We start from the raw sequence: 26,076 nt of genomic DNA on the forward strand, positions 1-26,076 counted from the left end.
GCGTGAGGATCGTTAGACTTTTCGCCGTATTGGCTATCATGGCCATGTGTGCGACCCAGGCGCTAGCCGCCTCGGGCTGGGAGGCACAGCTTGCAGGGCATCCGCTTCTGCCGCAAAAGTTTCTTGCGGTGGACAAGGATGCCCAGACCTTTTTCATTTATGGTCACAAGTCTCCGCTGCGGGTCATCGGCAGCTACCCCTGTGCCACGGGTCAACGCCCCGGCGACAAGCTGGAAGAAGGCGACCTGAAGACCCCCGAGGGTGTCTATTTCATCCAGGGCAAGCTGCATCGCAAGCTGGACTGGACGCTGTATGGCGATCTGGCCTACCCCCTGAATTTCCCCAATCCCGTGGATAAGATCAAAGGCAAGACCGGATACGGCATCTGGGTCCATGGCCGGGGCAAGAAGCTCCTGCCCAGGGATACCCAGGGCTGCGTGGCCTTGAATACGCCCGACCTGCGCAATCTGGCCGATGACCTTACTCCCGGCCTGCCCGTTGTCATCTCCAAGCACCTCGACGTTGCCACTGGTCAGGATCGGGATGACGCCGCCGAATTGAACGAGGCCGTTGAGCGCGTCAAATCCTGGGCCAATGCCTGGCAGCGTCGTTCGGATGAGTTCTTCGAGTTTTACGATCCCATCAAATACGATCAGGCTCACGGCGGTTCCTACGCAGCTTTCAAGACCCGCAAGCACAGGCTGTTCCAGCGTCATAACTGGATTCGTGTCATGACCCATGACGTGCGTGTTGTCCCCGGGCCGGATTACGTGGTCACCTATTTCAGACAGTATTACCGCACTCCCGGCATGGTCAGCGAAGGCATCAAACGCCTCTACTGGCAGCGGAGTTCCGACGGCAAGCTGCGCATCGTTGGGCGTGAGTGGGTTCAGACTCCGCGAACTCTGGACGACGTCTATCTGAAGCGAGTGAGCGCCGAGGCCGGAGAGGTTGTCGAAGCCTGGCGCAAGGCCTGGGAGAATGCCGAGATGGATGCCTATCTCGGATACTACGCCTACGGTGCCGAGCAGGGTGAGCGGCTGGGCGTGTCCTCCATCAAGGAGCACAAGGCAGCGCTCTGGCAGAACGCCAAACCCGAAAAGGTTGCCTTTGGTCAGGACAAGCGCTACTCCCTGACTTCAGAGGGTGTTGCCGTTACATTTGAACAGCAGTATCAAGCGGATAACGGCTTTGTGGACAAAGGCGTCAAGCACCTGGTCCTGAGGCCCACCGATGAGGGCTGGAAGATCATTCGCGAAGAGTGGAGGGCCATCTAGATGTCCAAGGCCAAGTATAATGTGCTGATGATGCGGGACAACAGCCCGGTCAAACGGTTTCGCATGAGTCCTGCATGGCTGAAGATGGCCTTGTATGTCCTGATTCTGCTGGTGACCGTGGCTGGCCTGGGTGGGTACTTTGGCCTGACCTACTGGAAGCAGAATACAACCCTGACCGAAGAGCTGTCCGAGACCCAGCGCGAATTGCGTGAAGCCCGCATTGAGTTGGAACGCCTCCAGAACGTCGACAAGATTTTGAAATCAAACGATCCCGAAGAGCTGCAGGCTCTGTTCGGGAATGTCATTGCCGAGCCCACTACCGCGCATCCCGCAGCCAAGCCTGTACCCAAGGTGAATCTGAGTACGGTGTTCAAGCGTGTGGATACCCAGAGTGTCAAGGTGGACAACCTTCAGATCAAGCCCATCGGTTCCAAACTCAGATTGTCTTTCAACCTGAATAATCTTCAGACCGAAGAGACCGTATCGGGCCGAGCCAGTCTCGAGATTGTGACCAACGAGGGCAAGAATCGCTCCCTGGCCTTGAACAGCAACGACATGGTCTTCCAGATTCAGCGTTTCAAGCAGATCAGCACCACCTTTACCCTGCCCCAGAAGATGACCCTCCCGGATGTGTTCGGGCTGCGCCTGGTCATCAAGGATCCTTCAGGCAAGGTTATTTTCAGTGAAACCTATCCGCTGTCTTACGTTATGTCTTAGCCTGCTGTTGGCCGCTCTGGTGGTCAGCACGGTTGCCTTCGCCGGGGATGCTCCCCGGCGACATACGTTTTTCAGTGGCACCCAGTATCCCCTCACCGTCCACTTCATCCAGGGCACCGAACCCGGACCTACGGTCATGGTCCAGGGCGGCATCCAGGGCGATGAGGTCTCGGGCTATCTCACCGCACAGATTCTGACCCATGCCGAGGTCATACGGGGCAACCTGATTGTCATCCCCCGGGCCAACGTGCCCACGGTTCTGGCCGGAAAGCGCGAGATCAATGTCGATCTGAACCGCCGTTTCGATCAGGATTACAATACGTTCTATGAAGATCGCCTGGCGCGGGTGATCCGTTTCTTGCTCAAGCGCAGCGATGCCTTCGTGCACTTGCACGAGGGCAGTGGGTTCTATCATCCCACCTATGTGGACGGATTGCGCAACCCTCGCCGTTATGGCCAGTCCATCATCATTGATACCCCGGTTTTCGAGGGGCGCATCAATTTGGCCCAGGTCGCCACGTCGGTGTTGGGCCAGTTGAATCATTCCATTGTGCCCGCCTACCAGTTCAAGCTGTTCAATACCAACACCTTTGCCAACAACACCACGCATCCCGAACAGCGCAAGTCACTGACTTTCCATGCCTTGTCCAGTGCCGGGATTCCTGCGTTGGCCATTGAGGTCAGCAAGAACATCCGCCAGTTGGGTTGGAAGGTTCTGCAACAGCTCAGGGCCACGGTCCTGACTCTGGAGCAGTATGGCGTCGAGCTGCGTCTGCCCGAGTTCACCGAACAGGAAGTGGATCGTTATGCACGCACTGCTTCGCGTTTGCGCGTCAATGGCCTGCCCGTGATACCGGGCAAGGATCTGACGCTGCCTCTGGCCCCTGGAGGGACTGTGGCCGTGACGGTGGAAGACGCCGGGGATTCAACTTTTGACCCCGTTCCTGCCGTGTTTGCCTCGGATCGTCCTGATCTGAATATGGTCTCGGCGCCCCGGCTGGCCCTGTCGCGTTTCGGGAGACTGGATGTGCGGGCCGATGGCACCAGGGTCTCGCGTGTCAATGTGGCCTGGCAGGGTCAATGGCAGGACAAGGCTCCGACTCCCGGTACCCCTGTGGCAAAGGGGGCGGCCCCGCTGTTTGCCTGCTGGTTGAACGGCAAGCTCCGCTTCGTGCCGGCGGACGGTGTGCTGGAGGCTGTGCAGGGTGACCAGTTGGTGCTTGAAGGGGTCTGGGGCAGCCGCAAGGATCAGGAAGAAGTGCTTAATTTCAAGGGATATGTCAGCCAACCCCGCCGCAACGACGGTCAGGATGCCGGGCAGGAGATTGTCCTGGACTCCGGTGCGTTCATTGGCCGCTATGTCAAGGCCGCCAAAGACGGTTCTTCCTGGCTGTGCCGGGTGGTGCGCGAGACTCCGGGCGAGCCCAAGACACAATTCAAGGTGCGATTTGTGCCCCGTTCCGTGTCCGCACTGGGCCTGTTGGGCGAGGATGGCGACCGGATCATCGTGCCCTGGACCGGTGAAGGCCGATATGTTCTGCCCGCAGGGACCTATACCCTGGAAGGATTGTGGAGCAATGGCCCCAAGGACAAAGTCCTGGCCACCAACGAAAGCAGACCCCTGCCCTGGGGCGGCGGTGTGACCGTTGCTCCCGGTCTCGAGACCACCATCACCCTGCGTCAGGCCACCACGTTTCGGCCCATCGGCCGGATGACCCTGGCGGCTCAGTAGTCGCGTTACACCACCGGAACACTCATGCCTCCATCCGTTTTCGTCAATCTGCCCCTGGCCTCCATCGCCAGAGGAGCGCCGTATCTCGACCTGTTTCTGGAGCAGGGCATTAACCCGGAGCTGGGCATCAATGCCTTTGCCCTGGACGAATTGTCCGAGCGCTGGCACCAGCGCATGGCCCGCCGCCTGCGCGAGGACGGGCTGCGTTGTGCAGTGCATCTGCCATTCATGGATCTGCGCCCCGGTGCCTCCGATCCCGCGATTCTGGCTGTGACCCGCGAGCGGCTGGACAGGGCCATGGGCCTGGCTCTTGAATACGGGGCCGCGCACATGGTGGGTCACGCCTGTTTTGTGCCGGGCATGGATGGATGCAGGGAGCAGGAATGGCTGGAGACGTCGACCAGCACCTGGGCCGGGTTGCTGGAAGGCCATGAAAGCGCCCCGCTGCTGTGTCTGGAAAACACCTATGAAACAGCCTGCCAGCCCATACTGGACCTGCTTTCCCGGTTGCCGGAAGATCGTGCAGGGGCCTGTCTGGACCTGGGGCACTGGCATAGCTTTGCCCGAGGCTGTGAACGCCGTGACCTGAAGGCTTGGCTGATGGCTCTGGGGCCACGCCTGAAGCATCTGCACCTGCATGACAACGACGGTTCCGGGGATCAGCATCTGGGCCTTGGGCAGGGTTCCATTCCCTTTGACGAGTTGTTTGCGACGCTGACCCGAAGCGGGCGGACCCCGTCCATGACTTTGGAGCCGCATACCCTTGAGGACTACGAGCACTCCAGCCGTTTCATGACCGAGCACCCCGACTGGTTCATTGGGAAAAACGCATGAGTTCACGCCCCTATCGATTTTACAAGCTCTCTCCCGGTGGCAATACCACCATTCTGATTATGGATGCCGAGACATTGCCCGTGGCCGATCATCCGGCTCTGGCCGCACGATTCATGGACCCGCTGCATCTGCAGGCCGAGCAGGTGGGATTCGTGTCCCTGAACGGCGGAACGCCGAGGCTGGACATGATGGGTGGTGAATTCTGCGGTAATGCGGCGCGCTGCCTGACCGCTGTGCTGGCCCTGGAGGGCCACCTGGACGATGTGGGGAGCATTTCCGTGTCCGGGGTAGAGGACGATCTTGATGTGCGTGTCAGCCGCGACAACGGAGCGCTCTCCACTGCCGTGCAGATGCCCGTGCGCGAGGACGGTGCCTGCATCAGTGATCTGGCTCCCGGGATTGCCCTGGCCGAACTGGACGGCATCACTCACCTGCTTCTGGACGAGGACGAGCATTCCTGTCCGGTTGATCCCATCAACGCCGCCGCACGCCTGCGGGCTGCGCATGGCCTCGGGGAACGCGACGCCGTGGGCTGTATCTGGTATTCCGGGGGCCTTGCCTTACCCAGCATCCGCCCGGTGGTCTGGGTCCGCGAGACGAATACCACGCATCTGGAAACCGCCTGTGGCTCGGGTACCATGGCCCTGACCCAGCTGTTGGCCTGCCAGCAGGGTGGTCCTGTGTGTGTTCGGGTACTACAGCCCAGTGGTCAGAGCATTGAAGCGCGAGTGGATTATGATCAGTCCACGGGGCGATTCAGTGATGCGTGGATTTCGGGACGGGTCGAGGTCATCGCCAAGGGCATCACATATTTATAGAAAGGCGCTGAAAAACAGCCATCTGCGGTGTTGCTGCAAACAAATCGAGACCTCACCTATATCCAGATAGGCGTCAGTCTCGATTTGTTTTTGCGCCTTGTATCTTACGAATTTTGAGCGCCCTGTGGAAAGAGTGGGTTTTATTTCCAGCTATTAATGTGCTTGGCCCATGGTCCAGAGGTCATTGTTTCAACAATTTGAGTAAAATGGTGATGATGGCATGGTTGGGGGATGAGGAAATATGTTCTGACTGTTCCTCTGAAACATCGAATGGAGAGGACGGTTTCGGTGTCTAGGTGTTCTTGTATTGCCTTAATCCTTTCACCAAATTGTGCCGGATGGGGTTTTCCCATGTGCATATGTTGATAGATAATGAGGCTTTTCCCACTGGCCCATAATTTTTTGAGTTCATCCCAGAAGATATACTTGCAATGCTTGTTGCTTTTTTTACTCGTACTTGGGACTTCAATCCCATTATCCGGATCGCAAAAAACTATGTCACAATCTTTCAGTTTGTCTTGGGCTTGTTGGAACCAGTGCTGTCGTTCCTGCATTCGTTCATTAAGCTTGGGAACTTTGATGGTGTTTTCATAATATATGGTGTTTTCGGGGAGGATTTGTATTTTTCTGATGTGGGATACGTTTCTCCGATTCGGAATGATGTTGCCCTGTTCGTCAACGAGGTGTTTCTTTAGTGCATCAAACAAAAAGGGGTCACATGACCTAAACTCCTTGTTGTTTGATTTTTGCAAATAAGCTGTATGTTTCCCGTCGTTATTATGTGTTTCATTGTTGGCGAGACACCAGAGGATCCCGAGTCTGGAAGAGGGGGTAACGGCATTGCGGAGCATGCCGTACTTGGTGAAATCCCCGACGTCTCCGAAATATCTGTTTTGCATGGAAATTCCTCAACTGCAGGGTTTTGGGACATATGGCATGGCGTATAGACGTGTCTGTTTGATAGCTCAAGCAGAAGTCGGTGTCATTATTAAGCTTGATCGATGCGAGAGACGGGCCTTCCCCACCGCGTCGGGGCATTAGGACGCGAAGAGTGCGGACCTTGGCCGCCCGAAATGAGCGATCCAGCTCCGGCGACGAGTGCTGATTTTCAGGAAGGATGAGATCTGCGGATCCTGTGGCCTGTATGGTTTGCCAACCGTTAAGCCTCACCCCAAAGGGGGAGGGCAGAGTCCAGAGGGTGTTCCGGGGGGGAAAACGAGTCTTCGAGCGTCCCTCCACATACCCTCTGGTCCAAGCGAAGCGGACACCTGTGGCAATGCCCCCTTGGTCGGTCTGCGAGAGCAGGCGATGTGCCAGACACCTGGACGCAGCACCCCCAACCTCTCTCCGCGAGAGCGGGCAACGTCGGTGTCTTCCCTCCGATAGGCAACACCCTTGCGGCGCGAAGCCGCACCCTACTTGCTGCGGGTCAGGGCCAGGGCCAGAGCCGTAGTCAGTTTGACCAGTTCGGAATTGTTCTTGCGCACCGTGGCCGCAAGGCGTCGTGACAGGGCGGTCAACAGGTGGCAGCCAATCTCGGGTTCGTTCTTGACCAGGGCAAAGAAGCGGTCACGATTGGTGACCAGAAATTCCGAGGGCTCCAGGGTTTCCACCGTGGCCGAGCGAGTGTCGCGGTCGATGAGCGCCATTTCCCCGAACAACGGGCACAGGCTCCCGTCCAGGGTGGCCAGCACCTTGCGGGTGTCCTGCAGTTCCTGCAAGGGCAAGGTCATGCCCTGGATGATCATGGACTTGGTGATGCGCACCCGGCCGCTGACAAGGACGAACATCTCGTCGCCGAGGTCTCCCTCATTGATGATTTTTTCGCCCCGCTCCACCTTGAGTGTTGAGAATATCTTCTGAACCTTGTCGATGTCGGCATCGGGCATGTCCGTGAAGATGGCGATGTCGTGCCAGGGAATGTTGTTCATGAAGTCGTCCTCATCATGATTCCGTGGCCTGGGCCTTCAGGTACAGTAGGCCGTCATAGCCTTCGAGTTGCAGGTCGTCTGCCGGGTTGATCACGATGCTCGGGCCCTGCTGCCCCAGCGAGGTCTGCTGCCCGCTCATGGTGAACAGTTCCAGGATGAACTGATCCAGAGCCGAGCCTTCATCCAGCATGTCCTGCAGGGTCAGGTCCTTGCTCTCGTGACACAGGGCCAGTGGCAGTGAGCCGTCATGGCCGCGTGAGGTCTGTATGAGTTCGCCCCAGTCCATGTTCTGTTCATCGCTTGTCAATCGGCGATAGTCCAGGCTGCCCGCATGATTGCGTGATCCGACGAGTCCCTGAAAGAACGGCCAGACCGAGGGGGTCTTGCCCATGCGACCCAGGAGCATGCTGGCGACTTCGCCCCGGGGCACGATCTCGTTAACCCCGGCCCGCAGCAGATGGTCGCGGTTTTCGGCCAGCACCACTTCGGAATAGATGGAAACCTTGGGGGCGAGACTGCGCAGGGTCAGGGCGGCGTAGAGGCTTTGCTGATCAGAGTCTGCGGCCGAGAGTCCGGCCTGGGAGAGGATGTAGATCACCTGGGCTGTGGCCGGGCTGGCGCGGTGGACCACGCTTTCGTGTGCGGGGTTGCCGTAGACGAAGTGCAGCCTGTTGGCCATATCCAGATCAAAGGCCAGGGAGTCACGCTCCTCGGGAGCCAGGCTGTTGACCAGGACCAGGTCATTGTTTTTCAGGATCTCTGCATCCTGAAGTGTGCTTACGATGTTTTTTGCGAACGAATTCCAACCGATGATGATGACGTGCCCTGAAAGTTTCACTTTGAGCAGTCCTTTTCGGCGTTTGGCCCGATTTTCGACGATAATGGAGGCCAGGTTGCCGGTTAGGGTGGAGACCATCCCGATGCCGGAGATCATGACGAGCAATCCGAGGAGCCGCCCCGGCGTTGTCGCCGGGACGAGATCCCCATAGCCGACGGTGGTCAGGGTGACCACCGCCCACCAGATTGCGGAAAGAAAATCAGCGTGTCCCTGAGGCTGAAGCTCAAGGAGGTAGAAGCCCACCGAGCTTAGGATCAGCAGGGTGGAGATGAGGACCAGCAACTTCCTGAAGGGAGTGCTAATCAGTATCTTCGCCGTAAACCTCATCTTCAAGGTCTTCCTGTCGCTTCAACAACTCTTCAAACCTGATGTCCGCACCCAGAATACCCTGGATGTCGAGTTCTTCATCGTCCACTGGTGTGGCCACGGTGAGGCACAGTTTACCAGTAAAATGCGACTTGTAGAAGTCCGTAACCATCATCTTGCCCGTTTGCATGGGTTTGACGAACCATTCGCGGTCGGAAAAATCCGTTTCATGGTCATAGGTCTTGTACTTGGGCGCATCCTCGGGGTGGCAGACGGAACTGGCCACAAGGCGCCCCTCCGTATTGACCAGATACATGTACTGGATGAAGGAGTACTCGGACAGGAAGTCGTCCATGCAGCCTCCCACCTTCTCGGAACTGAGGCTGCGGATTTCGCAGTCTTGCGACAGCTTTTCCACGACCTTGGCAGCCAGCTTGTGGGCCGCTTCCTTCAGATGGTCGAATTCGGACATGAACAACTCTGGCAGGTAGCGCTTGACCACGACCTTCATCTCCTTGTTGGAGAAGGAGGTGTTCCGGCCTTTTTCATAGGCGGCCATGATGCGCTTGTAGATCTTGGTCACTGCGGGGTGGCGCTTGTCGATGACCTGATCGCCGGTCAGGTGCAAGGACTGGTTGATCCAGTAGGCCACGCCGGCCTTGCCCGACTTGTCGGTGATGATGATCGGCACCGGGCGGTTCAGGATCTTGTTGGTATCGAAGATGTTGTAGATCTCTTCGTTCTTGGCCAATCCGTCCACGTGGATTCCGGCGCTGGTGGCGTTGAAATCGCGGCCCGCAAAGGGGTAGTTGTCGGGAATCTTGTAGTCCAGCTCCTTCTCGAAGTATTCGGCGATTTCGCTGATGACCTGGGTGTGGGCCATGTCGTCTTCACCGGTCAGGGAGATGTACTCCATGACCAGGGCCTCGATGGGGGCGTTGCCGGTGCGCTCGCCAAAGCCGAACAGGGTGCCGTTGGCACCGGAGCAGCCATAGAGCCAGGCCGTGGCTGCATTGACCAGCACCTTGTGGAAGTCGTTGTGGCCATGCCACTCCAGCCATTCGCTGGGGACGCCAGCCTCATCGGTGAAGGCACGCACCACCCGTGCCACCGAGCGCGGCAGAGCCGAGCCGGGATAGGGCACGCCAAAGCCCATTGTGTCGCATAGCCGGATTTTGACGGGCAGGCCGCTGTCCTTGGACAACTCCATCAGCCGTTTGGCAAAGGGCAGGCAGAAACCCCAGATGTCGGCCCGGGTGATGTCCTCAAAGTGACAACGCGGCACGATGCCCCATTCCAGGGCTTTTTCCACCACCTCGAGGTAGTCGTGCATGGCCTCGACGCGATTCTTCTTGAGCTTCAGGTAAATATGGTAGTCGGACACCGAAGTCAGCATGCCGGTCTCGCGGATGCCCATGTCCTTGACCAGACGCAGATCGTCCTTGTTGGCGCGGATCCAGCCTGTGACCTCGGGGAATTTGTAGTCCTTGGCCATGCAGCGCTCAACGGCGCGGCGGTCCTTGTCGGAATACAGGAAGAACTCACTCTGGCGAATCAGCCCGGAGTGGCCGCCCAGCTTGTGCAGGTAGTCGAAGATGGTTTCCATCTGCTTGACCGTATAGGGCGGGCGGGCCTGTTGGCCGTCACGGAAGGTCGTGTCGGTGATGAAAATCGGATCTGCCGGGCGTGGCATCATGAAGTTGTCATCAAAGCTGACCCGACCAACCTTGGTGTACGGAAAGTATTCGCGGAACAGGACAGGTTCTTCGGGGTTGCGGACCTGATAGTCGAAGCTGCGATTGAAGTGCAGAAATGCCATGGCTTGTTATTCCTCCATCATGATCGTCTTTTGCGGGTGGGGTGGCCCCGTCCCGCAGCATGTCTATGCGTAGCAGAAACAGGATTGTGGTCAAACGATAATCGGTGAACCCTCCCCGGGAGACCACAGAACCTCAGGAATCATCCTGCGCGGAACGTGGGCTTTTCGCGGGTTGTGGGTGGAGTGCCGGCGGGCGCGGTGGTCCGCCGGGTAAACTCAGGCCAGTCCGTGGCGCTGCTTTTCCTGCAGCACTTCCTGGCTCTCGGGGCTGATTCGCTCCGCTTCGGCCAGGGCGCGGGCGGCTTCTTCGGCCCAGCCGCCTCGGCGCAGGCTGCGGGCAGCCAGCAGTGACAGCCGCTCGGGGGCCTCGTCATAGACGTTGGCCACGAGTTTGGCATAGCTGTCGCCGAAAACTTCGCGCACCAGATCGTTCTGATCGAACAGGAACCGCGCCAGCAGTTCATTCTCGCGGTGCAGCGGTAGATAATCCATGAACAGTTTGCGGCAGTTGAACAGCAAAAAGCGGATGCGGTTCACTTCGCGCTGGATGCTCTCGTTGGTCTGGTCAAGGACTCCGAACAGTTCGCGGGAAAAGGCCAGGTGTTCTCCCGAGAGTTCCTTGTCCTGCAGCTGTCGGAACCAGGGGGCGTAGTTCTGCTGCTGATAGGCGTCTTCCTTGAGCTTCATGGCGTCGTGGAAGATGTAGCCGACGCTCCAGTCCAGAAATTGGCCCAGCATTCCCGAGCCGCTGGCACCGCTGGCGCTATCATTCTTGTACAGCACGTGGGCCGTGTCCTTCAGGCGCCAGAGCAGTCCCTTGTTCATTTCCTGGCCGAGCAGATTCTTCAGGGCGTTGAAGTCCACATGGCCGGTGCGGTCAAAATGGCGAAATTCGTGTTCCAGCAATCTGCTGACCAGACAGAAATCTCGTAGGACATCGCGTACGAATTCCGGCAGTTTGCTTCTGATCCATTTTGACATTGCTGGGGGTGCTCCTCAAGGTTTGATCGGAAGCGGACCTTAGCATATCAGGAGGCAATCGCCAAATAGAGCCATTTGAGGCAGATCGGGGGCGTAATCATCAAGAATTAAGCCCTGTCCGAGAACAGGGCTTAATAACCGAATCGATTTGCTGGGAATCAGGGGTGGCGGTGTCAGAATCGAGGCAGGTAATGCCATGGTGCGGCACATTCTGGGTTGCGTTTTTGCCACCTATGCTGCGTGAGTTGCCATGCGCAAATGGTAGGCGCGGAACACGGAGACCTCGTCCTTGCCCATGTAGCGGGCCAGGGTTTTCTCCGAGGTCTTGGTCAGATCGACCACGATCAGCCCGTCGATGGCATCGCCGAAGTCGCGGTCCAGATTAAAGGTAAGCACCTGTCCGCCCAGCTTCAGGTACTGCCTGAGCAGGACGGGCACACCCTTGCCGTCGGATTCGATGTCCGCCACGGCGGTCCCCAGATCCTCGATATCCGGGCAGATGGCGGCGATGCTGCCCGGTTTGAAGCCGCCGGGAACCCGAGCCTTGATCTTGGGCGGGGTCAGGGGACGCACCGTCTTGAGCAGGGCTTTGGTGCCTTCTTGATGGCCCTTCAGGAAGTGCATCATCAGGTGTCTGGACAGGGGGTTGTAGTCATTGGAGATGGAGACCGGCCCAAAGATGGTCTTGTAGCGTTTGTGGCGGTAGACGAAGCGGGCAATTCCCTTCCAGAGCAGGAGCAGAGGATTGTAGCTCTTGCGGTATTCCTTGCTGATGAAGGCCCGGCCCATTTCCAGGCAGGGGCCAAGGGCGTCCAGAAATTTGTGATCGTACTTGAACAGGGTGGAGGTGTAGAGGCCCTTGATGCCGGAGCTGTCCACAATGGAATCCACGCAGCCCACACGATAGGCGCCCACGATGCGGCGATCCTTTTTGTGCCAGAGCACAAGGTGGTGGTAGTCGTCATCAAAGCGGTCCAGATCGCGCGCCAGGCCCGTGCCCTCGCCCACATCGCGGAAGTTGAGTTCGCGTAGGCGTCCGATCTCTGGCAGTACGGCGGGCAGTGCCCGGCCCTGGGCGCAGATGATCATCTGGTCGCCCTGCTCCAACAGCACGTTCTGGGCGGGCTGGGATTCGATCTCAGCAGCCAGCAATGCCGGCCCGCAGGATTGAGCCACGGGCTGAGTGCCTTCCAGGTTGGTCGGCGGCGTCAGTCCCGTTGCCTGCTCGCGTTTGTGCTTGAGCAGATAGGTGCGCAGTCGCAGATAGTCCGTCAGCTTTTCGTCATTCTCGAAGTGTTGGATCTTCTGGGCCGGGATCATGCGCCCCACGTCCAGACACACCGTGCGTCGCTGTTTGTTCAGCATCTCACGGGGCAGCATCATGGTTCGTAGGCGCGGATGGATCATGCCCAGCAGATGAAACAGTGGCCCGTTGTGGCCGTCGAAGTGCACGGGGACCACCGGAGCCTTGGTGATGCGGATGATGCGTCCGATGGAGGGGCTCCATTGGGGGTCGGTCACCGTACGTTTGCGTAGTTGCAGGGAGCTGACCTCCCCGGCAGGGAACACGGCCAGCAGCCCGCCGCCGCGTGCCCAACGGATGGCTTCCTTGAGTGGGCCGATGTTGCGCTTGGATGACTTCCTGCTGCCAAAGGGGTCCACGGAAATGAGATGCTCGCGCATCTCTGGAATCATGGACAAGACATGGTTGGCCATGACTTTTACATCCGGGCGCACGCGGCGCAGGGTCTGGAGCAGGATCACGCCTTCGATGGCACCAAAGGGGTGGTTGGCTACCACCACCGCCGGTCCCGTGGCGGGGATATTGGACAGGTCGGTCTCGGGCACGTCCACCTGGATGGAGAGCAGGTTCAGGACATCTGCCAGGAAATCGGAGTTTTTGCGTCCGCTGATTTCGGAGTAGAGGCTTTTCAGGGTGGGCAGGCAAAGGAGTTTTTCCAGCGGTGGCTGGACCATGGCCCGAAGCGGCCTGTTCAGGGGCAGATTCAGGTCAAAGGGACTCTCGAGAACGTGTGCCTGCGGCATGGAGACCTCCCGGTCTGGGCGTTGCACTCCCGCTGGCGAGGAATTCGTCGGCATGGCGGAGTGAAGTGAGTTGAGATTGAGTAGCAGCAGGGTGTGGCGGGTGAGAGGAGGGCTGGTGGCGATTGCATGACAACGTGGCCTGGCTGTTTACCTTTGGTGGCCCCGCCTGAAGGCGCTTGCGTGAATGGTTCGGGCTATTCTGTGCAAAGCGTTCAAAATCGTTGATGGGCAGGCGCAAGTCGTCCGCAAGACCGACGCCTATTTTGACATAGGTGAGGGTTTGCGGACGATACAGCAACGCACCCATCGAGGATTTTCAAAGCTCTGTTCATCTTCGGTGTGACCAGAGAGGGTGTGTGGGGCTGGCTCCCGCATCAGCAGGGAGAGACCTCTCTGTACAGCTCCCAGAGTTGCAGATACGAGGCTTCGAAAGACCGGCCTTCCATGTAGTTGCGGGCATTGTGGCGCATCTCGCGCACGCGGGCGGGGTTGTCGACCAGTGTTTCCATGGCTCGTTCGAAGTGGCGCTCGTCGCCGTCGGGTACGATCAGTCCCGTCTGTCCGGGGATCAGATTTTCCTGGGGGCCGCCCTGGTCCGTGACAATGACCGGCAGGCCCGAGGCCTGAGCCTCCAGCACCACGTTGCCGAAGGTGTCTGTGGTGGAGGGGAAGACAAAGATACTGGCCGAGGCATAGGCTGCTGCCAGATCGTCTCCCGTCAACGGGCCGGTGAAGGTCACGGGATAACCGGACAGCTCGTCCTGCATCTGTTCCAGGTACGGGCCGTTGCCCACCACCACCAGCCGGACTCCGGTCCGGCGCGCGGCCAGGCGTTTGAAGGCCCCGGTCAGCACATGCAGATTCTTTTCCTGTGAGACGCGCCCCACGTACAGCAGCTTGGTCTCGCCTTCGTCCAGGCCGTAGCCGGACTTGAAGAACCCGTTGCGCTTTGCGGGATTGAATCGCTCCACGTCCACTCCGCGGGGGTAGAGCCGCACCCGCTTGGCATCCACACCCTTTCCTGTCAGTTCGTTGGCCATGGACAGGGACGGAGCATAGACCACATCGGACTGATTGGAGAACCAGACCATGTAGCGCCACATGCCCTCGGCCATGGAAGCGTCACCGGTCAGAGCACTGGCGTATTGCGGAAAGGCCGTGTGGTAGGTGCTGTGCAGGGGCAGGCCCAGAATCTTGGCGCAGGCCAGACCTGCCATGCCCACCGGTCCGGGAGTGGCGGCATGGATGTGGGTCACGCCGGTTTCGTAGCACCACTCCAGCATCTTCAGTAGCGGTGGGTAGTGCAGCACCAGTTCCGGGTACTCGGGAATCTCGAAGGAGCCGATGGGTGCGAAATTGCGCACGCCTTCCGGCTTTTTTCCGGTCTCTGCTTCATCCTCGGGATAGCAGGTCACGATGGACAGGCCTTTGCCGTTGCTGCGTGCCGCTTCGATCTGCATGCGCAGGGTCATGGCCACGCCGTTCATTTCGCGAAAGGTGTCCGTGAAATGCGCCAGACGCATGGGACGGCGCGAGGTTTTTCTGCCCTTGCGCTGGAACATCCGGTCCAGGCAATGGCGCGAAAAGGTACGATCCTGAGCATAGAGGTTGTAGGCCACCATGTAGGGCGCGAGCATGATGTAGGACGACCCGGCCGAGCCAATGGCCTTGAACAGGTCGAAGACGTCCGCTCCGCCCAGGCTTTCCAGGATGGTGTCCGCAAAGTGTTTCAGGACCTTTTCAGAGGCCCGGTCCACGAAGGTGAACCAGTCGCGTTCGGCCTTCCAGGGTTCGTCGTTGCGCCCGGAGAGCCCTTTGATCATGGTCTTGTCGTCCCAGACGATGGACAGGGCCTCCTTTTGCAGGATGCTTTTGAGTGCCGTGGGCTGGGAGCGGCGCACCGAAGCTGCACGCAGACTGGTGACCATGTCATGAAAGCGGGCCTTCAACCGGTTACCCCGCTCGGGCTCGCGCAAGGTCAGCGCCCGGTCCATGAACCGCAGTAGCAGGTCCTTACTGACCATGGGGGCCAGCCCCAGCTTGTCGGCGTAGAATTGGTAGGCGATGGAGTAGAGATTATGGGCCATGGTGGCCGGTGTTGCGGGCACCTGCACGGGTTGTGAATGACCCTCGCGGAGACCATTCAAAAAGCTGCGGATGCCCGTGGCATCTGCGACGCTGGTGTGACTGCGGGCAATGTTCAGGGACGAATGATCGTCGGACCCGCTGACCAGACTCTTTTTCCAGGGGGTTGCCAGAGGTGACAGGAAGCCGTGGCGCTCGGCCAGTTCCAGAGTGTCGGCCTCGGTCAGTTGCTCCACGATGAGCCGGATGGCCTCGTTGGGCGAATGGTCGCGGGAGCCGTTGAGTTCCAGCACCTCGAATAGCAACAGCAGCTTTTCGAAATGACCGGGGGTGAGCGTGCTGTTCATGTCGAACATGGGGTGCGCCACGGCGTGTACGATATTCTGGCTGCGCAGGTACTGGGCCAGATCAAAGATGTTCTCGCGGGCCTTGCTGATGTCCGTGTGCTGGGCCTCGGTAATGTCCCAGGCCAGAACATGCACCTTGCATTGGTCCTCGGGGAAGTAGGTAGTGATTTCTTCGCTGACAAAGGTTCCGGGCAGATGCGCAATTTCCAGACTGCCCTCGAGGACGTTGTGGTCGGTGATGGTCACCAGATCCATGCCTCTGCGACGCGCGATGTCATAGATGCTTTTGGGGTCAGTGTAGGATTCGGCACAGCCGATCTTCTGGAGAATCCATTCCGAGGGGCGACGGGAATACCGGGAATGAACGTGCAGGTCGCAACACAGCGCAGGATGCTTCATCTGATTTCCTCCGAAAAGGGGACCGCCGGAGTGATGGCCTCTGACTGGGGTGCGGGCCATCGCATGGATGGGCGGGGTACTGCTACGCTGCCTATCCCGGCTCTGTTGCCAATGGGTGACGAACCCGTGCCGGAAGGCGACGTTCGGGTGGTTTTTTCGCTACGCGCTGCCTGGGTCACCGATTCGGCCCTCTGGCGCGGCGTCTTGTGCCGTGGTATGCATTGGCGCATTCCCTTGCTGGCCACAGGGGCCGGAGACCATTGAGAAAGGATGAATCCATGAGAAGTACTCGCATTCCCGCCTCCATCAGGGAAAAGTGGCAGCGTTGGACCGATCTGCTGGCGTCGATCACAAAGGCATCTGCCGTGCGCGTTGCACTGGCGGACGGGGATGAGCTGTTGCTGGTGGCAGCCAGCGGCGAGAATCAGCCCTACAAGACCGGGGAGCGCCTCGCCCTGTCTGATTCGGGGGGCTACTGCGAATCCGTCCTCCGCTCGGCAGATCGCCTGAGTGTGCACGACCCCGAGGGGGATCTGACCTGGCATATGCTGAGTCCGAACTGGAAGCGCAATCCGGATATGGAGCGCGGCATGGTTGCCTATCTCGGTTTGCCCATTGTCCAGCCCGATGGAAGCGCCTGCGGGACTGTCAGCCTGCTGGGCCGTGAGCGTACCTCCTTCGGAGCACAGGCCGAGGCCCTGTTGGCCGAGTTCCGTACCGTGGCCGAACAGGATTTGAAGATGCTGAGTTCCGAGGCCATGTGCCACGCTTTCAGCCAGGGCACCTCCGAGGGGGTGCTGCTGGTGGACGAACGGCCCGCAGTGCGCGAATGCAACCAGCGCTTCTTGGACCTCTGGCAGTTGGGCGGCGGTGAGATTGATCCTGATCATTTCACGGGTACGATCCGCACCATGGCGGCCAAGACCACCGATCCCGAAGTCGTGGAACAGCATTTTCGCAGTCAGCTTTCCAGTGCGGACGAAGGCGGTCTGAGTATCGAACTCTGCGATGGTCGCACCCTGCGTGCCCGGTCGCGGCCCGCACGTGACGAATCCGGCAACGTCTGGGGGCGGGTCTGGCTGTTCAGTGACGAGACCATGGACAAGGGCCTTGATGCTCTGACCACGGTGGATGCGGCCACCGGACTGACCACGCGTACTCATTTCCTGAATGTCGGCCATCAGGAAGTCAGCCGGGCCAAGCGGTATGGCAAGGAGCTGTCCCTGATTCTGATGCGTCTGGATGGATTTTCAAGGGCCGTGCAGGATCATGGTCGCGAGGCTGGCGATGTGCTCCTGGCCAAGATCGCCGAGTCCGGCCAGCAGGTGGTGCGCAACCTCGATATCTTCGGGCGGTTGGAAAACGAACTGCTCGGAGTGCTGCTGCCCGAGACCGGTCAGGAAGGCGCTTCGGCCATGGCCCAGCGCCTGCAAGCAGTGGTCAACGATGGCGAGCATCTTGCCGGGGCAGAGCCCGTGCACATCAAGGTGCAGGTGGGCATTGCCACCTTCAGTCGCGAGATGTCGACGTTTGAGTCGTTGCTGAGTCTGGCTGAGACAGCCACGACCTTGTAGGGGGAGGGCGTTGAAAATTAAGTGAATTGTTAGCGATACTTTGAGCTTTACAAGTCACTTGTTTTTGACCGCCCCGTATGAGGGCCAACGGCAGCAACAGCCCGACAAGAGGGGCAGTCCCCCGCAAAGGGAACCAATTCCTCCGAGTGGCAGCCAATGCAGACAGGACAAGCCTGTAAACGGTGTTGCTGAGCGTCCCCAGAAAAGGAGCGGGTGCGTATGTTCGACAGAATCAGTCAGTGAACGGAGCTGCCTCAATCGTCTCTATGAAGAAGAGCCTGAAGGCGCATGGCCTGTTTTCTCCGCTTTTTCCAGCCCCGGCAGATGACAAACCCCAACCCAGGCCTTACACTCGGGCCATCCACACAATTGAGGAGTTGTATGCCCAAGCCTAAAGCCCTGCCCGCGAAGCGTTTGCGTGCCACACTGGCCCCCGAGCGAATCCCCTATGCCGATAGTAACGCCATTTCCGAAAAGACCCGCCTCATTCCGTCGCAACCCCGGGCCTTGATGGCTCTGGAAACCGGATTGTCCATTGATGATCCGGGGTTCAACGTCTTTGTGGCGGGCGAAGCCAATCTGGGCCGGACCTATCTGGTGACCACGTTCCTGGAGCCTCGCGCCGCGCGCATGCCCGTGCCCGATGACCTGCTCTACGTGCATAACTTCATGGACCAGGACAAGCCCCAGTTGCTGTCTGTGCCCGCAGGTCGGGGCAAGCGTCTCAAAAAGCAGTTGGCCGATGCCCTGGCAGCCATTCGCAAGGAATTGCCCAAGCGCATGGACGAGGACTCCTTCGTCAAGAAGCGCGACAAGCTGGCACGCAGTTTTGCGGATCGGCGCGAGGATTTGCTGCGTGACATGGAAGCCCTGGCCAGCAAGCAGGGTTTTGAGCTGGATATGGACGAGCAGGGCGGCATGACTCTCTATCCGCTGGTGGAGGGCAAGGTGGTTTCCGAGGCCGATTATGATCGCCTGGAACCCCGTCTGCGCAAGACTTTGAAGACTCGTGGCGACAGCATCCTGACCGAGATGACCAAATCCCTGCGCCTGATCTCCAAGGAGGAGCAGGACTTTCAGGAAGACCAGCGCTCCCTGGAAAAGAGCGTGCTCGGGCGTTTGGCCGACAAGCACCTGAACCCCCTGTTTCAGGAATGCCGCTCCCACGAGGGCATGTCCGGCTATCTGAAGGCCGTGCGCAAGGACATCCTGGAGAGCCTGGATAATTTCATGCCCCAGCCCGAGGGCATGTCCGGCCTTGGCATGCTGGGGATGCCGGACCCGGCCTCGGCCGAAGACTTTTTCGGGCGATACGACGTGAACCGCTTTGTGGACAACTGCTGTACCAAGGGCGCACCCATCGTCATCGAGGATCATCCCACCCTGACCAACCTCTTGGGCTGCATCGAGCGCGAGGCCGAGATGGGTGCCCTGTACACGGACTTTTCGCTGATCAAGAGCGGCGCCCTGCACAAGGCCAATGGCGGGTTCCTGGTGCTGCGCATGGAAGATCTGGTCCAGAACCCCGATGCCTGGGACGGTTTGCTTCGTGCTCTGCGTGCGGGCAAGGCCAGAATCGAGGACCCGGGCGAAAGCCAGGAGCATTCCCGGGCCAGGACCATTCAGCCCGAGCCTATCCCTTTGGACGTGCGCGTCATTCTGGTGGGTTCGGACATGATCTACGAAGCTCTGCTGGATGTGGACGACCGCTTCCCAAAGTTGTTCAAGCTCAAAGCCCACATGCAGGACAATGTGCCCCGCAACGCGACCTCCATCCGCCAATACGTGAGTACCCTGGGCCGCATCATCCGCAAGGCCGAGCTGCTGCCCTTTGACCGTGGCGCGCTGGCCGGGCTGGTGGATTATGCCTCGGCCATGGCCGAGGACCAGAAGCAGTTATCCCTGCGCTTTCCCCAGGCCCGCGAGGTGATGATCGAGGCCGCAGCCCTGGCCCGCAAGGCCAAGCTCAAGGTGGTGGGTCGCAAGGAGCTGGACAAGGCCCTGGCCAACCGCAAGTTCAGGGCCAATCTCTATGAAGAGGAATTTCTGGCTGATTACGATCGCGAGCTGATCAAGGTCTCCACCACCGGTCAGGCCGTGGGCCGGGCCAACGGCCTGGCTGTGGTCATGTACGGGGATCATGAATTCGGACTGACGCATCAGATTGCCTGCACCGTGGGTGTGGGCCATGGCGGCATCATCGACCTGGAGCGCGAAGCCGAACTGGGTGGCCCCATCCATACCAAGGGCATGATGATCTTAAAGAGCTATCTGCTGGGCCTGTTCGCTCAGGACAAGCCTCTGGTCATGACCGGGTCTCTGGCCTTTGAGCAATCCTACGCGGGCATCGAGGGCGATTCGGCCTCGGGCGCGGAGTTGGCGGCCCTGCTGTCTGCCCTGGCCGACGTGCCGGTGAACCTGTCCCTGTCCTTTACGGGCGCGGTCAGCCAGTCCGGAGCCATCATGGCCGTGGGTGGCGTGACCTCCAAGATCGAGGGCTTCTTCAAGATCTGCAAGCGGCGCAAGCTGACGGGCAAGCAGGGCGTGATCATGCCCAAGGACAATGTGGACCACCTGATGCTCTCCGACGAGGTCTGCGCAGCCGTGGACAAGGGTCTGTTCCATATCTACCCCGTGACCCGCATCGAGGAGGCCATGGAGCTCCTGACCGGCCTGCCCGCGGGCAGGAAGACGGCCAAGGGCAAGTTCCCGACCAGTTCGCTGTATCATCGGGTGGATGGGAGACTTGCTGAGTTGGCGGAGTTGGCTGATACGTCGAAGTAGATTTGGGGTGGCGTTGTGGGCCGCTGAAATTTTCCCGCTGGCTGCGTTGTTTCAGGGCGCGCTCGACCCTCGTGTATGTGTGTAATACACGTCGGTCCGGCGCGCCCTTCACGTCTTGCCAGCGTGATTTTTGAGCGGCCCATGAAGAGGGGGAGCGGCGGGTGGTGGCAAGTGTCAGATAAATACAATCTCTGTACATACTAACTTTGTAAGGTTTTAACAATTTAATGTGGCAGGTATTGAATCAGGTTGAAATTTCTGATTGTTTTTTTGATACCTCTCTTATAGTTTCTTCTGCTGTATCAATGTCTATTTTAAAAAATTCTTTTGATACTAAATATTCACTCAATTCTTTATGAACTTCACGCTCAACAATAGAGCAGTTAGCTGTTTCTAATGCGAATTCCAATTTAAATTTTCCAGGAACCCCTGTTGTTTGTAGTTCAGATATTCTTTTGTTTATACTGCGATTTGTTTTTCCTATTTTTATAAGATTTCTTTGTAATAATGAGTTTGATAAAACATACACGAATCCAAGGTCATTAACGTTTTTATTATGCGTTTGTATTAATTGACCATTGCGTGCTATCTTCCAGTTGGCAGGGCTTGGATCGTCAAGCGGATTGTATTTTTTTATTTCTTTTTTATTATCTGTTTTATTTCTATTTTTTCTATCAGCGTTCGCTCTTGATATTGCCCAGTTACAAGGATTGGGATCTGAAAGAGCCCCATCTTGGGGCGCGCAAATTGATTTTTGTGGAGAATGTTTGTTTTTTGCCATTAGCTGTTTTTCCTTTCCGTTTAGCGCAGAGATGAAGGAGCGGTGTTTAGTCCGCATTTTTGATAGCAATTGGTGGGTAAGAGGGAAAGGTATATTGTAGTTGTGCCGATAGATTTGCGAAAATGAAGATAAGCTGCTGTCAATATGGTGGGGTAAGGTAAATACATGTTTTTTGAATAACGAGTCGCTTTGCCTTTAGTTTTTTATGCTCCAGCAAGGTTATACCCCTTATATTTCGATAAGTAATTGACCAGAAATTATCACCCCACCTCAAACCAATCCTCCTCCCAAAAATCGATCATCTTTTCCCTCAGTCCCAGTTCCTCCCATCGAGGCAGCATGGAGCGCTTATGCCCCAATAAGTCCGAGCGGTAGCGGCTGGGGGCCAGGAGTCGTTCGGGGGCTGCGCCAAGGGCTTTGATGTGCGGGGTTAGGAAGCGCAACAGGGCCAGTGAGCACGTCCGTGCTCAAGCGGGCTCAAGTGCGAGGCGAAATTAACGACAATACCAAGAGAGGGGGGAATGATCCTTTCCACGTTTACGCTTTGCAGGATTGTTTTTGTTTTCGATCAAATAAAAATTGAGTAGTTTATGCTATGCCATTCCTGTCACCGTGGGGTGGCGCATCAGCAAAGGTCCATCAGGATGGAGAGCCCATGCCCGGCAAAGAGCGCATACTCAAACGCTATCTTCTGCTTATCAGTGCTGTTTTCAGTCTTTGCATAGCAGGCATTTTTCTCGCCACGGCCACGCGCAATGCGAATCTGATGCAGGAGCAGTTGTTGACCAGTGCCCGGTCGCACTTCACGGCCATCGTGGTTACGCGCAATTGGAGCGCCCAGCATGGTGGTGTCTATGTCATCAAGCGTCCAGGCGTGGCGTCCACCCCCTATCTGAATGATCCGGATGTCGTCACTACCGAGGGACTGGTGTTGACTCTGAAGAACCCCGCGCTCATGACCCGTGAGATTTCCGACATCGCAGGCGAGAATGATCTGTTCAGCTTTCACATCACCAGCATGAAGCCCCTGAATCCCAATAACGCCCCGGACTTGTTTGAAACCCAGGCCTTGCAGTCCTTTGAGCAGGGCCAGGAGGAGTCTTTCCTGATGGAAGACAAGGCCGAGGGCGCGCGCCTGCGTTACATGGCCCCACTCATGGTCGAGCAGTCCTGTCTCGCCTGCCACGCCAAGCAGGGGTATGCCGTGGGTCAGGTACGTGGCGGAATCAGCGTGTCTTTCAGTATCGACGAGATGAATCGGGCCATCCGCCAGAGCTATCAGGTCATCCTCGCCCTGACCCTCGTTACTCTGGGGCTGTTGTTGTTCTCCCTGTGGCTTGTCTTTCGCCGGATGCAGCAACGTCTGGATGTGGCCCAGGCCCAGTTGCGGGAAATGGCCACAGTGGACGCGCTGACCGGTGTGGCCAATCGTGGTTCGATCATGGAGCGCTTCAGCGAGGACTTCGCCAAACAACGTCGGCTGGGGGGGGCTTTGGGCTGCCTCATGATCGACGTGGATTTCTTCAAGTCCGTCAATGACAGCTTCGGCCATCAGAAGGGTGATGAGGTGCTCAAGGAGTTGGCCTCCATCATCTCCGGTTCCCTGCGGCCTTATGATACCTTTGGCCGCTATGGAGGCGAGGAGTTCCTGATGGTGCTGGAAGGAGAGAGTGCCGATCGTCTGGCGGCGGTGGCCGAACGCAGCAGGGCGTTGGTGGAGGAGCAGTTGAGTGCCCAATGTGATTTGCCCAAGCCTCTGACGATCAGCCTTGGGGGAGCCCTTGTGCTTGCCAGTGACAAGTGCATCGATGATGTTATTCAGCGTGCCGATCGAGCGTTGTACAGGGCCAAGGAACAGGGACGAAATCGTGCGGTGCTGATTCTGGAAGAGGAACCCGGACCTGCTGGAGCTTCACCCTGCTAAAGAGGTTGAGATTTTGTCATCAATGGCCCGGAGCGTGATGCGTTGCGGGCCGTTTTTTTGTGCGGGAAGGCAAGCGGGACAAGATCGGATAGGCTGTTGGGCCTAGCTCAGTTCGAACCAGCCCCGGTCATGGAACTCCATGCGCTCCAGCGGCAGGCCCAGGGCTTCGTAGTGTGGCAGTTGGGCGTGTTTATGGCCCAGTAGGTCCGAGCGGTAGCGGCTGGGGGCCAGGAGTCGTTTGGGGGCCGCGCCAAGGGCTTTGATGTGTGGGGTCAGGAAGCGCTGCAGAGCCAGGGACCGCGCCAGTTGCCCCAGTGCCGGGTGTCGTGGTCCGGCCAGAATATCATTTTCCAGCCCCGGTTCCGGCGGCAGGCCCATGCGGATCACGGGGATGTCCTTTGTCCACAGAGCTAGCAGGGCGTCGGCCAGGGCGCTGACCGTCTCGTCCAGTTCCCAGGGTGTGTAGCCGCCCTGTTCCCAGGTCTCGGCGAGAGGCGTGTTTCGCAGCACCACGCAGGGGTACAGGCGCACGCAGCTCAGGGGCAGGGTCGCCGTCTTGATGATGTCGGTCTCGAAGCCGTCGAGGTCCTGTCCGGGCAGGCCGGGCATCAATTGCACACCCAATTCAAGCCCGCTGGCCAGCACGTTGTCACAGCCCGCCCGAGCCGTGGCGGGATCGTAACCGCGCTGGCTGGCGTCCAGTGCCGGGCCGTGAAAGCTCTGGATACCCAGTTCCACAAGGTCCAGCCCCAGTGCCTTCAGCTCATCCAGCAGGGCTGGCGCCGTGGCATCGGGCCGGGTGGAGCAGCGCACGCGGGTGATCAGCCCCTGTTCCCGGTAGCGCTCGGCCAGTTCCAGAAAGCGCTGCGGCCACGGGGTGGGCAGGGCCGTGAACGTGCCACCAAAGAATCCCAGTTCCCGTGGGGGAACGCCCCTGTCCAGATCGTTGGCCAGATCGACTTCCAGTTCCGATAGGATATCCTCCAGAGGTCGTGCTCCGGCCCCGGTCACGGCGTTCTGATTGCAGAATGCACAGCGCCCGGGGCACCCGGCAAATGGCAAAAAGACCGGATGAATGCGCGAAACAGTCTTTTGGGGCTCGGGGTGCGCGATGCGGAAATCCGTACGGGGCGTAGTCGGATAACCGATTCTGGGGGTGTCGTTGTTGGTCATTGTTGTGCAAAAACTCAAAATAACTTGATAAAAAAAGAAACCTTAGGTAATAATCTGTTATAGGCGCGACCGATTTTGGTTTGGGGCTCTCCTGATAGGTGGGCCGGGCCAGAGGTCCATCGCGCGTTTGACCGCATCCTGCGGGGGAAAAGTGGCATCGGACTGTATTTTTTGCAAGATCGTCAGTGGGGAGGCCCCGAGCGAAAAACTCTATGAAACTGACCATGTATTGGCGTTTCTTGATATCGCTCCGGTTCACAAGGGTCATGCCCTGGTGATTCCCAAGGTCCATTACCAGACGATCTTCGATTTTCCTGCCGCATTGGGAGAGGATATCATCACAGTCATGCAGATTGTTGGCAAGGCCGTGATGCAGACAACGGGGGGCACGGGCCTCAACGTTGGTCAGAATAATTTTCGTGATGCCTGGCAGCTGGTGGACCATGTCCACTGGCACATCATCCCCAGGTTCGCGGGCGACGGTCTTAAGCTTTGGTCGCCCCAGGGCTACGGCAGCCCTGAAGAAATGGCTCTTCTGGGCCGGGGAATCCGCGACAGGATCACAGAAGGGGAACACGGAGGTCAGATATGTCTGGGAAGACGTTAACCAAGGCTGAGATCGTGGACAACATCTACGAACGTTCCGGGCGTAATCGCGCGGAGGTCAAGAGCCAGGTCGAAGACCTGCTGGAGATCATGAAGCAGGCGGTCAAAAAGGACCACTCCCTGCTGATCAGCGGATTTGGGAAGTTCGAGGCCTATGACAAGGACGCCCGCAAGGGCCGGAACCCGCAGACCAACCAGACCATCACTCTCCCTCCCAGGAAGGTTGTGGTTTTTCGGTTGTCCCGCAAGTTCCGCTCGGAGCTTAATCCGCAATAAGGAAGCTGGCCGGATATTTGTGTTTGAGCGCGGCGTGGACCTTGTTCGCATGGTCCATGCCGCGGAACACGCCTGCCTGCACCCGCCAATACGATTGTCCTGAGATCAGGGCTCTTTTCATGCGGCTGCCGCTGTACCCCGATTGCTTCAGGGTCGCGAGCAGCCGCTTGGCGTTTTCCGGCTGTGTGAACGATCCCACCTGCACGAAATAGCTGCCATCTGCCACGGCCTTGGCAATGGAAGGCGCCTGCCTGCCCGCCACGCCCACGGCCTCCAGCCGGACCGGTGCCGTGCCCGGGCCAATCACGCCCAGGGCCTGTGCCCCGGCATGGGACAGGTCCACGATGCGCGAACCCACGAATGGACCGCGGTCGTTGACGCGCAAGGTCACGACTTTGCCGTTGTTCCTGTTGGTGATGCGCACATAGGTATTCATGGGCAGGACCTTGTGCGCGCAGGTCATGGCGTACATGTCATAGGTCTCGCCATTGGCGGTCTTCTTGCCGTGAAAATCGTCACCGTACCAGGAGGCGATGCCCGTCTGTACGTACCCATCGGATGATGACAGTGGGTAATACCGTTTGCCTGCGATTGTGTATGGCTTGAACGTGCCCTTGGGTACCGGCCCGGCCTTGCCCGGTGCCGGAGCGGCGACCGAAGGACGGCGCGCGGGGTCCTGGCTGGTGGGGATTTGGCGTTTGCCACAGCCCGAAAGGGTCAGCATCAGGGCGGCGATGAGCATCGCTGCGGTCGTGAGTCGGAAGGCAGTGGTCGTCTGGCCCATGGGTCGTTCGCTCCTTGTGTTGTGGCAATCAGATACATGATCAA

At 58.5% G+C, this 26,076-nt stretch carries 21 protein-coding genes; 11 read left to right on the plus strand and 10 right to left on the minus strand.

What is annotated here, in order from left to right; genetic code table 11:
• Positions 1 to 2: 2 nt before the first annotated feature.
• Genes EL361_RS13675 through EL361_RS13695 form a run of 5 tightly spaced genes read left to right on the plus strand, consistent with a single transcriptional unit; the run spans position 3 to position 5,378 of the window.
• Positions 3 to 1,277 carry a L,D-transpeptidase family protein gene (locus tag EL361_RS13675; RefSeq protein ID WP_126380456.1) on the plus strand — a complete coding sequence of 425 codons (1,275 nt, stop codon included), beginning with the start codon at positions 3 to 5 and terminating at the stop codon, positions 1,275 to 1,277.
• Positions 1,278 to 1,994, plus strand: a complete 717-nt coding sequence (locus EL361_RS13680; RefSeq protein ID WP_126380458.1) for a hypothetical protein — start codon at positions 1,278 to 1,280, stop codon at positions 1,992 to 1,994.
• Positions 1,960 to 3,726, plus strand: a complete 1,767-nt coding sequence (locus tag EL361_RS13685; RefSeq protein WP_232034789.1) for a M99 family carboxypeptidase catalytic domain-containing protein — start codon at positions 1,960 to 1,962, stop codon at positions 3,724 to 3,726. The genes EL361_RS13680 and EL361_RS13685 overlap by 35 nt, the downstream gene beginning before the upstream one ends.
• A gap of 24 nt (positions 3,727 to 3,750) precedes the next feature.
• On the plus strand, positions 3,751 to 4,560 hold the full coding sequence (locus EL361_RS13690; RefSeq protein WP_126380462.1) for a sugar phosphate isomerase/epimerase family protein: 810 nt from the start codon (positions 3,751 to 3,753) through the stop codon (positions 4,558 to 4,560).
• The gene (locus EL361_RS13695) at positions 4,557 to 5,378 is read left to right on the plus strand and encodes a histidine racemase CntK family protein (RefSeq protein ID WP_126380464.1); all 822 of its coding nucleotides are present in this window, start codon (positions 4,557 to 4,559) and stop codon (positions 5,376 to 5,378) included. The genes EL361_RS13690 and EL361_RS13695 overlap by 4 nt, the downstream gene beginning before the upstream one ends.
• A gap of 140 nt (positions 5,379 to 5,518) precedes the next feature.
• On the opposite strand, the gene EL361_RS13700 is transcribed toward EL361_RS13695, so the two are convergent.
• From EL361_RS13700 to EL361_RS13730, 7 genes are all read right to left on the minus strand, one after another.
• Positions 5,519 to 6,277 (minus strand): hypothetical protein, encoded by a 759-nt coding sequence (locus tag EL361_RS13700; RefSeq protein WP_126380466.1) that lies wholly within the window; start codon positions 6,275 to 6,277, stop codon positions 5,519 to 5,521.
• Positions 6,278 to 6,793: 516 nt separating this feature from the next.
• Positions 6,794 to 7,309 carry a Crp/Fnr family transcriptional regulator gene (locus EL361_RS13705; RefSeq protein WP_126380468.1) on the minus strand — a complete coding sequence of 172 codons (516 nt, stop codon included), beginning with the start codon at positions 7,307 to 7,309 and terminating at the stop codon, positions 6,794 to 6,796.
• A 13-nt stretch (positions 7,310 to 7,322) separates the two neighbouring features.
• Positions 7,323 to 8,474 (minus strand): potassium channel family protein, encoded by a 1,152-nt coding sequence (locus tag EL361_RS13710; RefSeq protein ID WP_126380470.1) that lies wholly within the window; start codon positions 8,472 to 8,474, stop codon positions 7,323 to 7,325.
• Complete coding sequence (locus tag EL361_RS13715; protein WP_126380472.1) at positions 8,446 to 10,272, minus strand: triose-phosphate isomerase; 1,827 nt, start codon at positions 10,270 to 10,272, stop codon at positions 8,446 to 8,448. Before EL361_RS13715 ends, EL361_RS13710 begins: the two co-directional genes overlap by 29 nt.
• Before the next feature lie 216 nt (positions 10,273 to 10,488).
• Positions 10,489 to 11,253, minus strand: coding sequence for a hypothetical protein (locus EL361_RS13720; RefSeq protein WP_126380474.1), 765 nt, complete (start codon positions 11,251 to 11,253; stop codon positions 10,489 to 10,491).
• Between the two features lie 231 nt (positions 11,254 to 11,484).
• On the minus strand, positions 11,485 to 13,299 hold the full coding sequence (locus EL361_RS13725; protein WP_126380476.1) for a lysophospholipid acyltransferase family protein: 1,815 nt from the start codon (positions 13,297 to 13,299) through the stop codon (positions 11,485 to 11,487).
• A 374-nt stretch (positions 13,300 to 13,673) separates the two neighbouring features.
• Positions 13,674 to 16,130, minus strand: coding sequence for a glycosyltransferase (locus EL361_RS13730; RefSeq protein ID WP_126380478.1), 2,457 nt, complete (start codon positions 16,128 to 16,130; stop codon positions 13,674 to 13,676).
• On the opposite strand from EL361_RS13730, the gene EL361_RS13735 reads away from it, so the two are divergent.
• The 3 genes from EL361_RS13735 (at position 16,098) to EL361_RS13745 (ending at position 20,488) form a co-directional block, all read left to right on the plus strand.
• Positions 16,098 to 16,394 carry a hypothetical protein gene (locus tag EL361_RS13735; protein ID WP_172961761.1) on the plus strand — a complete coding sequence of 99 codons (297 nt, stop codon included), beginning with the start codon at positions 16,098 to 16,100 and terminating at the stop codon, positions 16,392 to 16,394. The genes EL361_RS13730 and EL361_RS13735 overlap by 33 nt on opposite strands.
• Positions 16,395 to 16,408: 14 nt before the next feature.
• Entirely contained in the window at positions 16,409 to 17,704 is a 1,296-nt protein-coding gene (locus EL361_RS13740) for a sensor domain-containing diguanylate cyclase (RefSeq protein WP_126380482.1), read from the plus strand.
• A 381-nt stretch (positions 17,705 to 18,085) separates the two neighbouring features.
• Positions 18,086 to 20,488 (plus strand): Lon protease family protein, encoded by a 2,403-nt coding sequence (locus EL361_RS13745; RefSeq protein WP_126380484.1) that lies wholly within the window; start codon positions 18,086 to 18,088, stop codon positions 20,486 to 20,488.
• Positions 20,489 to 20,732: 244 nt separating this feature from the next.
• Here EL361_RS13745 and EL361_RS13750 read toward each other — a convergent pair whose 3' ends face one another.
• A complete protein-coding gene (locus EL361_RS13750) occupies positions 20,733 to 21,269 on the minus strand; it encodes a GIY-YIG nuclease family protein (protein WP_172961762.1) in 537 nt (178 codons plus the stop codon).
• A 655-nt stretch (positions 21,270 to 21,924) separates the two neighbouring features.
• On the opposite strand from EL361_RS13750, the gene EL361_RS13755 reads away from it, so the two are divergent.
• Positions 21,925 to 23,193, plus strand: coding sequence for a diguanylate cyclase (locus tag EL361_RS13755; protein WP_172961763.1), 1,269 nt, complete (start codon positions 21,925 to 21,927; stop codon positions 23,191 to 23,193).
• Positions 23,194 to 23,295: 102 nt separating this feature from the next.
• Here the strand turns inward: EL361_RS13755 and EL361_RS13760 are convergent, their stop codons facing one another.
• Entirely contained in the window at positions 23,296 to 24,366 is a 1,071-nt protein-coding gene (locus tag EL361_RS13760; protein ID WP_126380490.1) for a radical SAM protein, read from the minus strand.
• 151 nt (positions 24,367 to 24,517) lie between these two features.
• On the opposite strand from EL361_RS13760, the gene EL361_RS13765 reads away from it, so the two are divergent.
• The gene (locus EL361_RS13765; RefSeq protein WP_126380492.1) at positions 24,518 to 24,973 is read left to right on the plus strand and encodes an HIT family protein; all 456 of its coding nucleotides are present in this window, start codon (positions 24,518 to 24,520) and stop codon (positions 24,971 to 24,973) included.
• Positions 24,955 to 25,248 (plus strand): integration host factor subunit alpha, encoded by a 294-nt coding sequence (locus EL361_RS13770; RefSeq protein ID WP_126380494.1) that lies wholly within the window; start codon positions 24,955 to 24,957, stop codon positions 25,246 to 25,248. Before EL361_RS13765 ends, EL361_RS13770 begins: the two co-directional genes overlap by 19 nt.
• On the opposite strand, the gene EL361_RS13775 is transcribed toward EL361_RS13770, so the two are convergent.
• Positions 25,235 to 26,032, minus strand: a complete 798-nt coding sequence (locus tag EL361_RS13775) for a septal ring lytic transglycosylase RlpA family protein (protein ID WP_126380496.1) — start codon at positions 26,030 to 26,032, stop codon at positions 25,235 to 25,237. The genes EL361_RS13770 and EL361_RS13775 overlap by 14 nt on opposite strands.
• Positions 26,033 to 26,076: the final 44 nt, after the last annotated feature.

The sequence above is a fragment of the Desulfovibrio ferrophilus genome (assembly GCF_003966735.1).
GTDB lineage: Bacteria > Desulfobacterota > Desulfovibrionia > Desulfovibrionales > Desulfovibrionaceae > Desulfovibrio_Q > Desulfovibrio_Q ferrophilus.

Bases quoted from the DNA above. Each gene is read 5' to 3' on its own strand.
- EL361_RS13680 (WP_126380458.1), top strand. From the start codon at position 1,278: ATGTCCAAGGCCAAGTATAATGTGCTGATGATGCGGGACAACAGCCCG.
- EL361_RS13690 (WP_126380462.1), top strand. From the start codon at position 3,751: ATGCCTCCATCCGTTTTCGTCAATCTGCCCCTGGCCTCCATCGCCAGA.
- EL361_RS13695 (WP_126380464.1), top strand. From the start codon at position 4,557: ATGAGTTCACGCCCCTATCGATTTTACAAGCTCTCTCCCGGTGGCAAT.
- EL361_RS13700 (WP_126380466.1), bottom strand. From the start codon at position 6,277: ATGCAAAACAGATATTTCGGAGACGTCGGGGATTTCACCAAGTACGGC.
- EL361_RS13705 (WP_126380468.1), bottom strand. From the start codon at position 7,309: ATGAACAACATTCCCTGGCACGACATCGCCATCTTCACGGACATGCCC.
- EL361_RS13710 (WP_126380470.1), bottom strand. From the start codon at position 8,474: ATGAGGTTTACGGCGAAGATACTGATTAGCACTCCCTTCAGGAAGTTG.
- EL361_RS13715 (WP_126380472.1), bottom strand. From the start codon at position 10,272: ATGGCATTTCTGCACTTCAATCGCAGCTTCGACTATCAGGTCCGCAAC.
- EL361_RS13720 (WP_126380474.1), bottom strand. From the start codon at position 11,253: ATGTCAAAATGGATCAGAAGCAAACTGCCGGAATTCGTACGCGATGTC.
- EL361_RS13725 (WP_126380476.1), bottom strand. From the start codon at position 13,299: ATGCCGCAGGCACACGTTCTCGAGAGTCCCTTTGACCTGAATCTGCCC.
- EL361_RS13730 (WP_126380478.1), bottom strand. From the start codon at position 16,130: ATGAAGCATCCTGCGCTGTGTTGCGACCTGCACGTTCATTCCCGGTAT.
- EL361_RS13740 (WP_126380482.1), top strand. From the start codon at position 16,409: ATGAGAAGTACTCGCATTCCCGCCTCCATCAGGGAAAAGTGGCAGCGT.
- EL361_RS13745 (WP_126380484.1), top strand. From the start codon at position 18,086: ATGCCCAAGCCTAAAGCCCTGCCCGCGAAGCGTTTGCGTGCCACACTG.
- EL361_RS13750 (WP_172961762.1), bottom strand. From the start codon at position 21,269: ATGGCAAAAAACAAACATTCTCCACAAAAATCAATTTGCGCGCCCCAA.
- EL361_RS13755 (WP_172961763.1), top strand. From the start codon at position 21,925: ATGCCCGGCAAAGAGCGCATACTCAAACGCTATCTTCTGCTTATCAGT.
- EL361_RS13760 (WP_126380490.1), bottom strand. From the start codon at position 24,366: ATGACCAACAACGACACCCCCAGAATCGGTTATCCGACTACGCCCCGT.
- EL361_RS13770 (WP_126380494.1), top strand. From the start codon at position 24,955: ATGTCTGGGAAGACGTTAACCAAGGCTGAGATCGTGGACAACATCTAC.
- EL361_RS13775 (WP_126380496.1), bottom strand. From the start codon at position 26,032: ATGGGCCAGACGACCACTGCCTTCCGACTCACGACCGCAGCGATGCTC.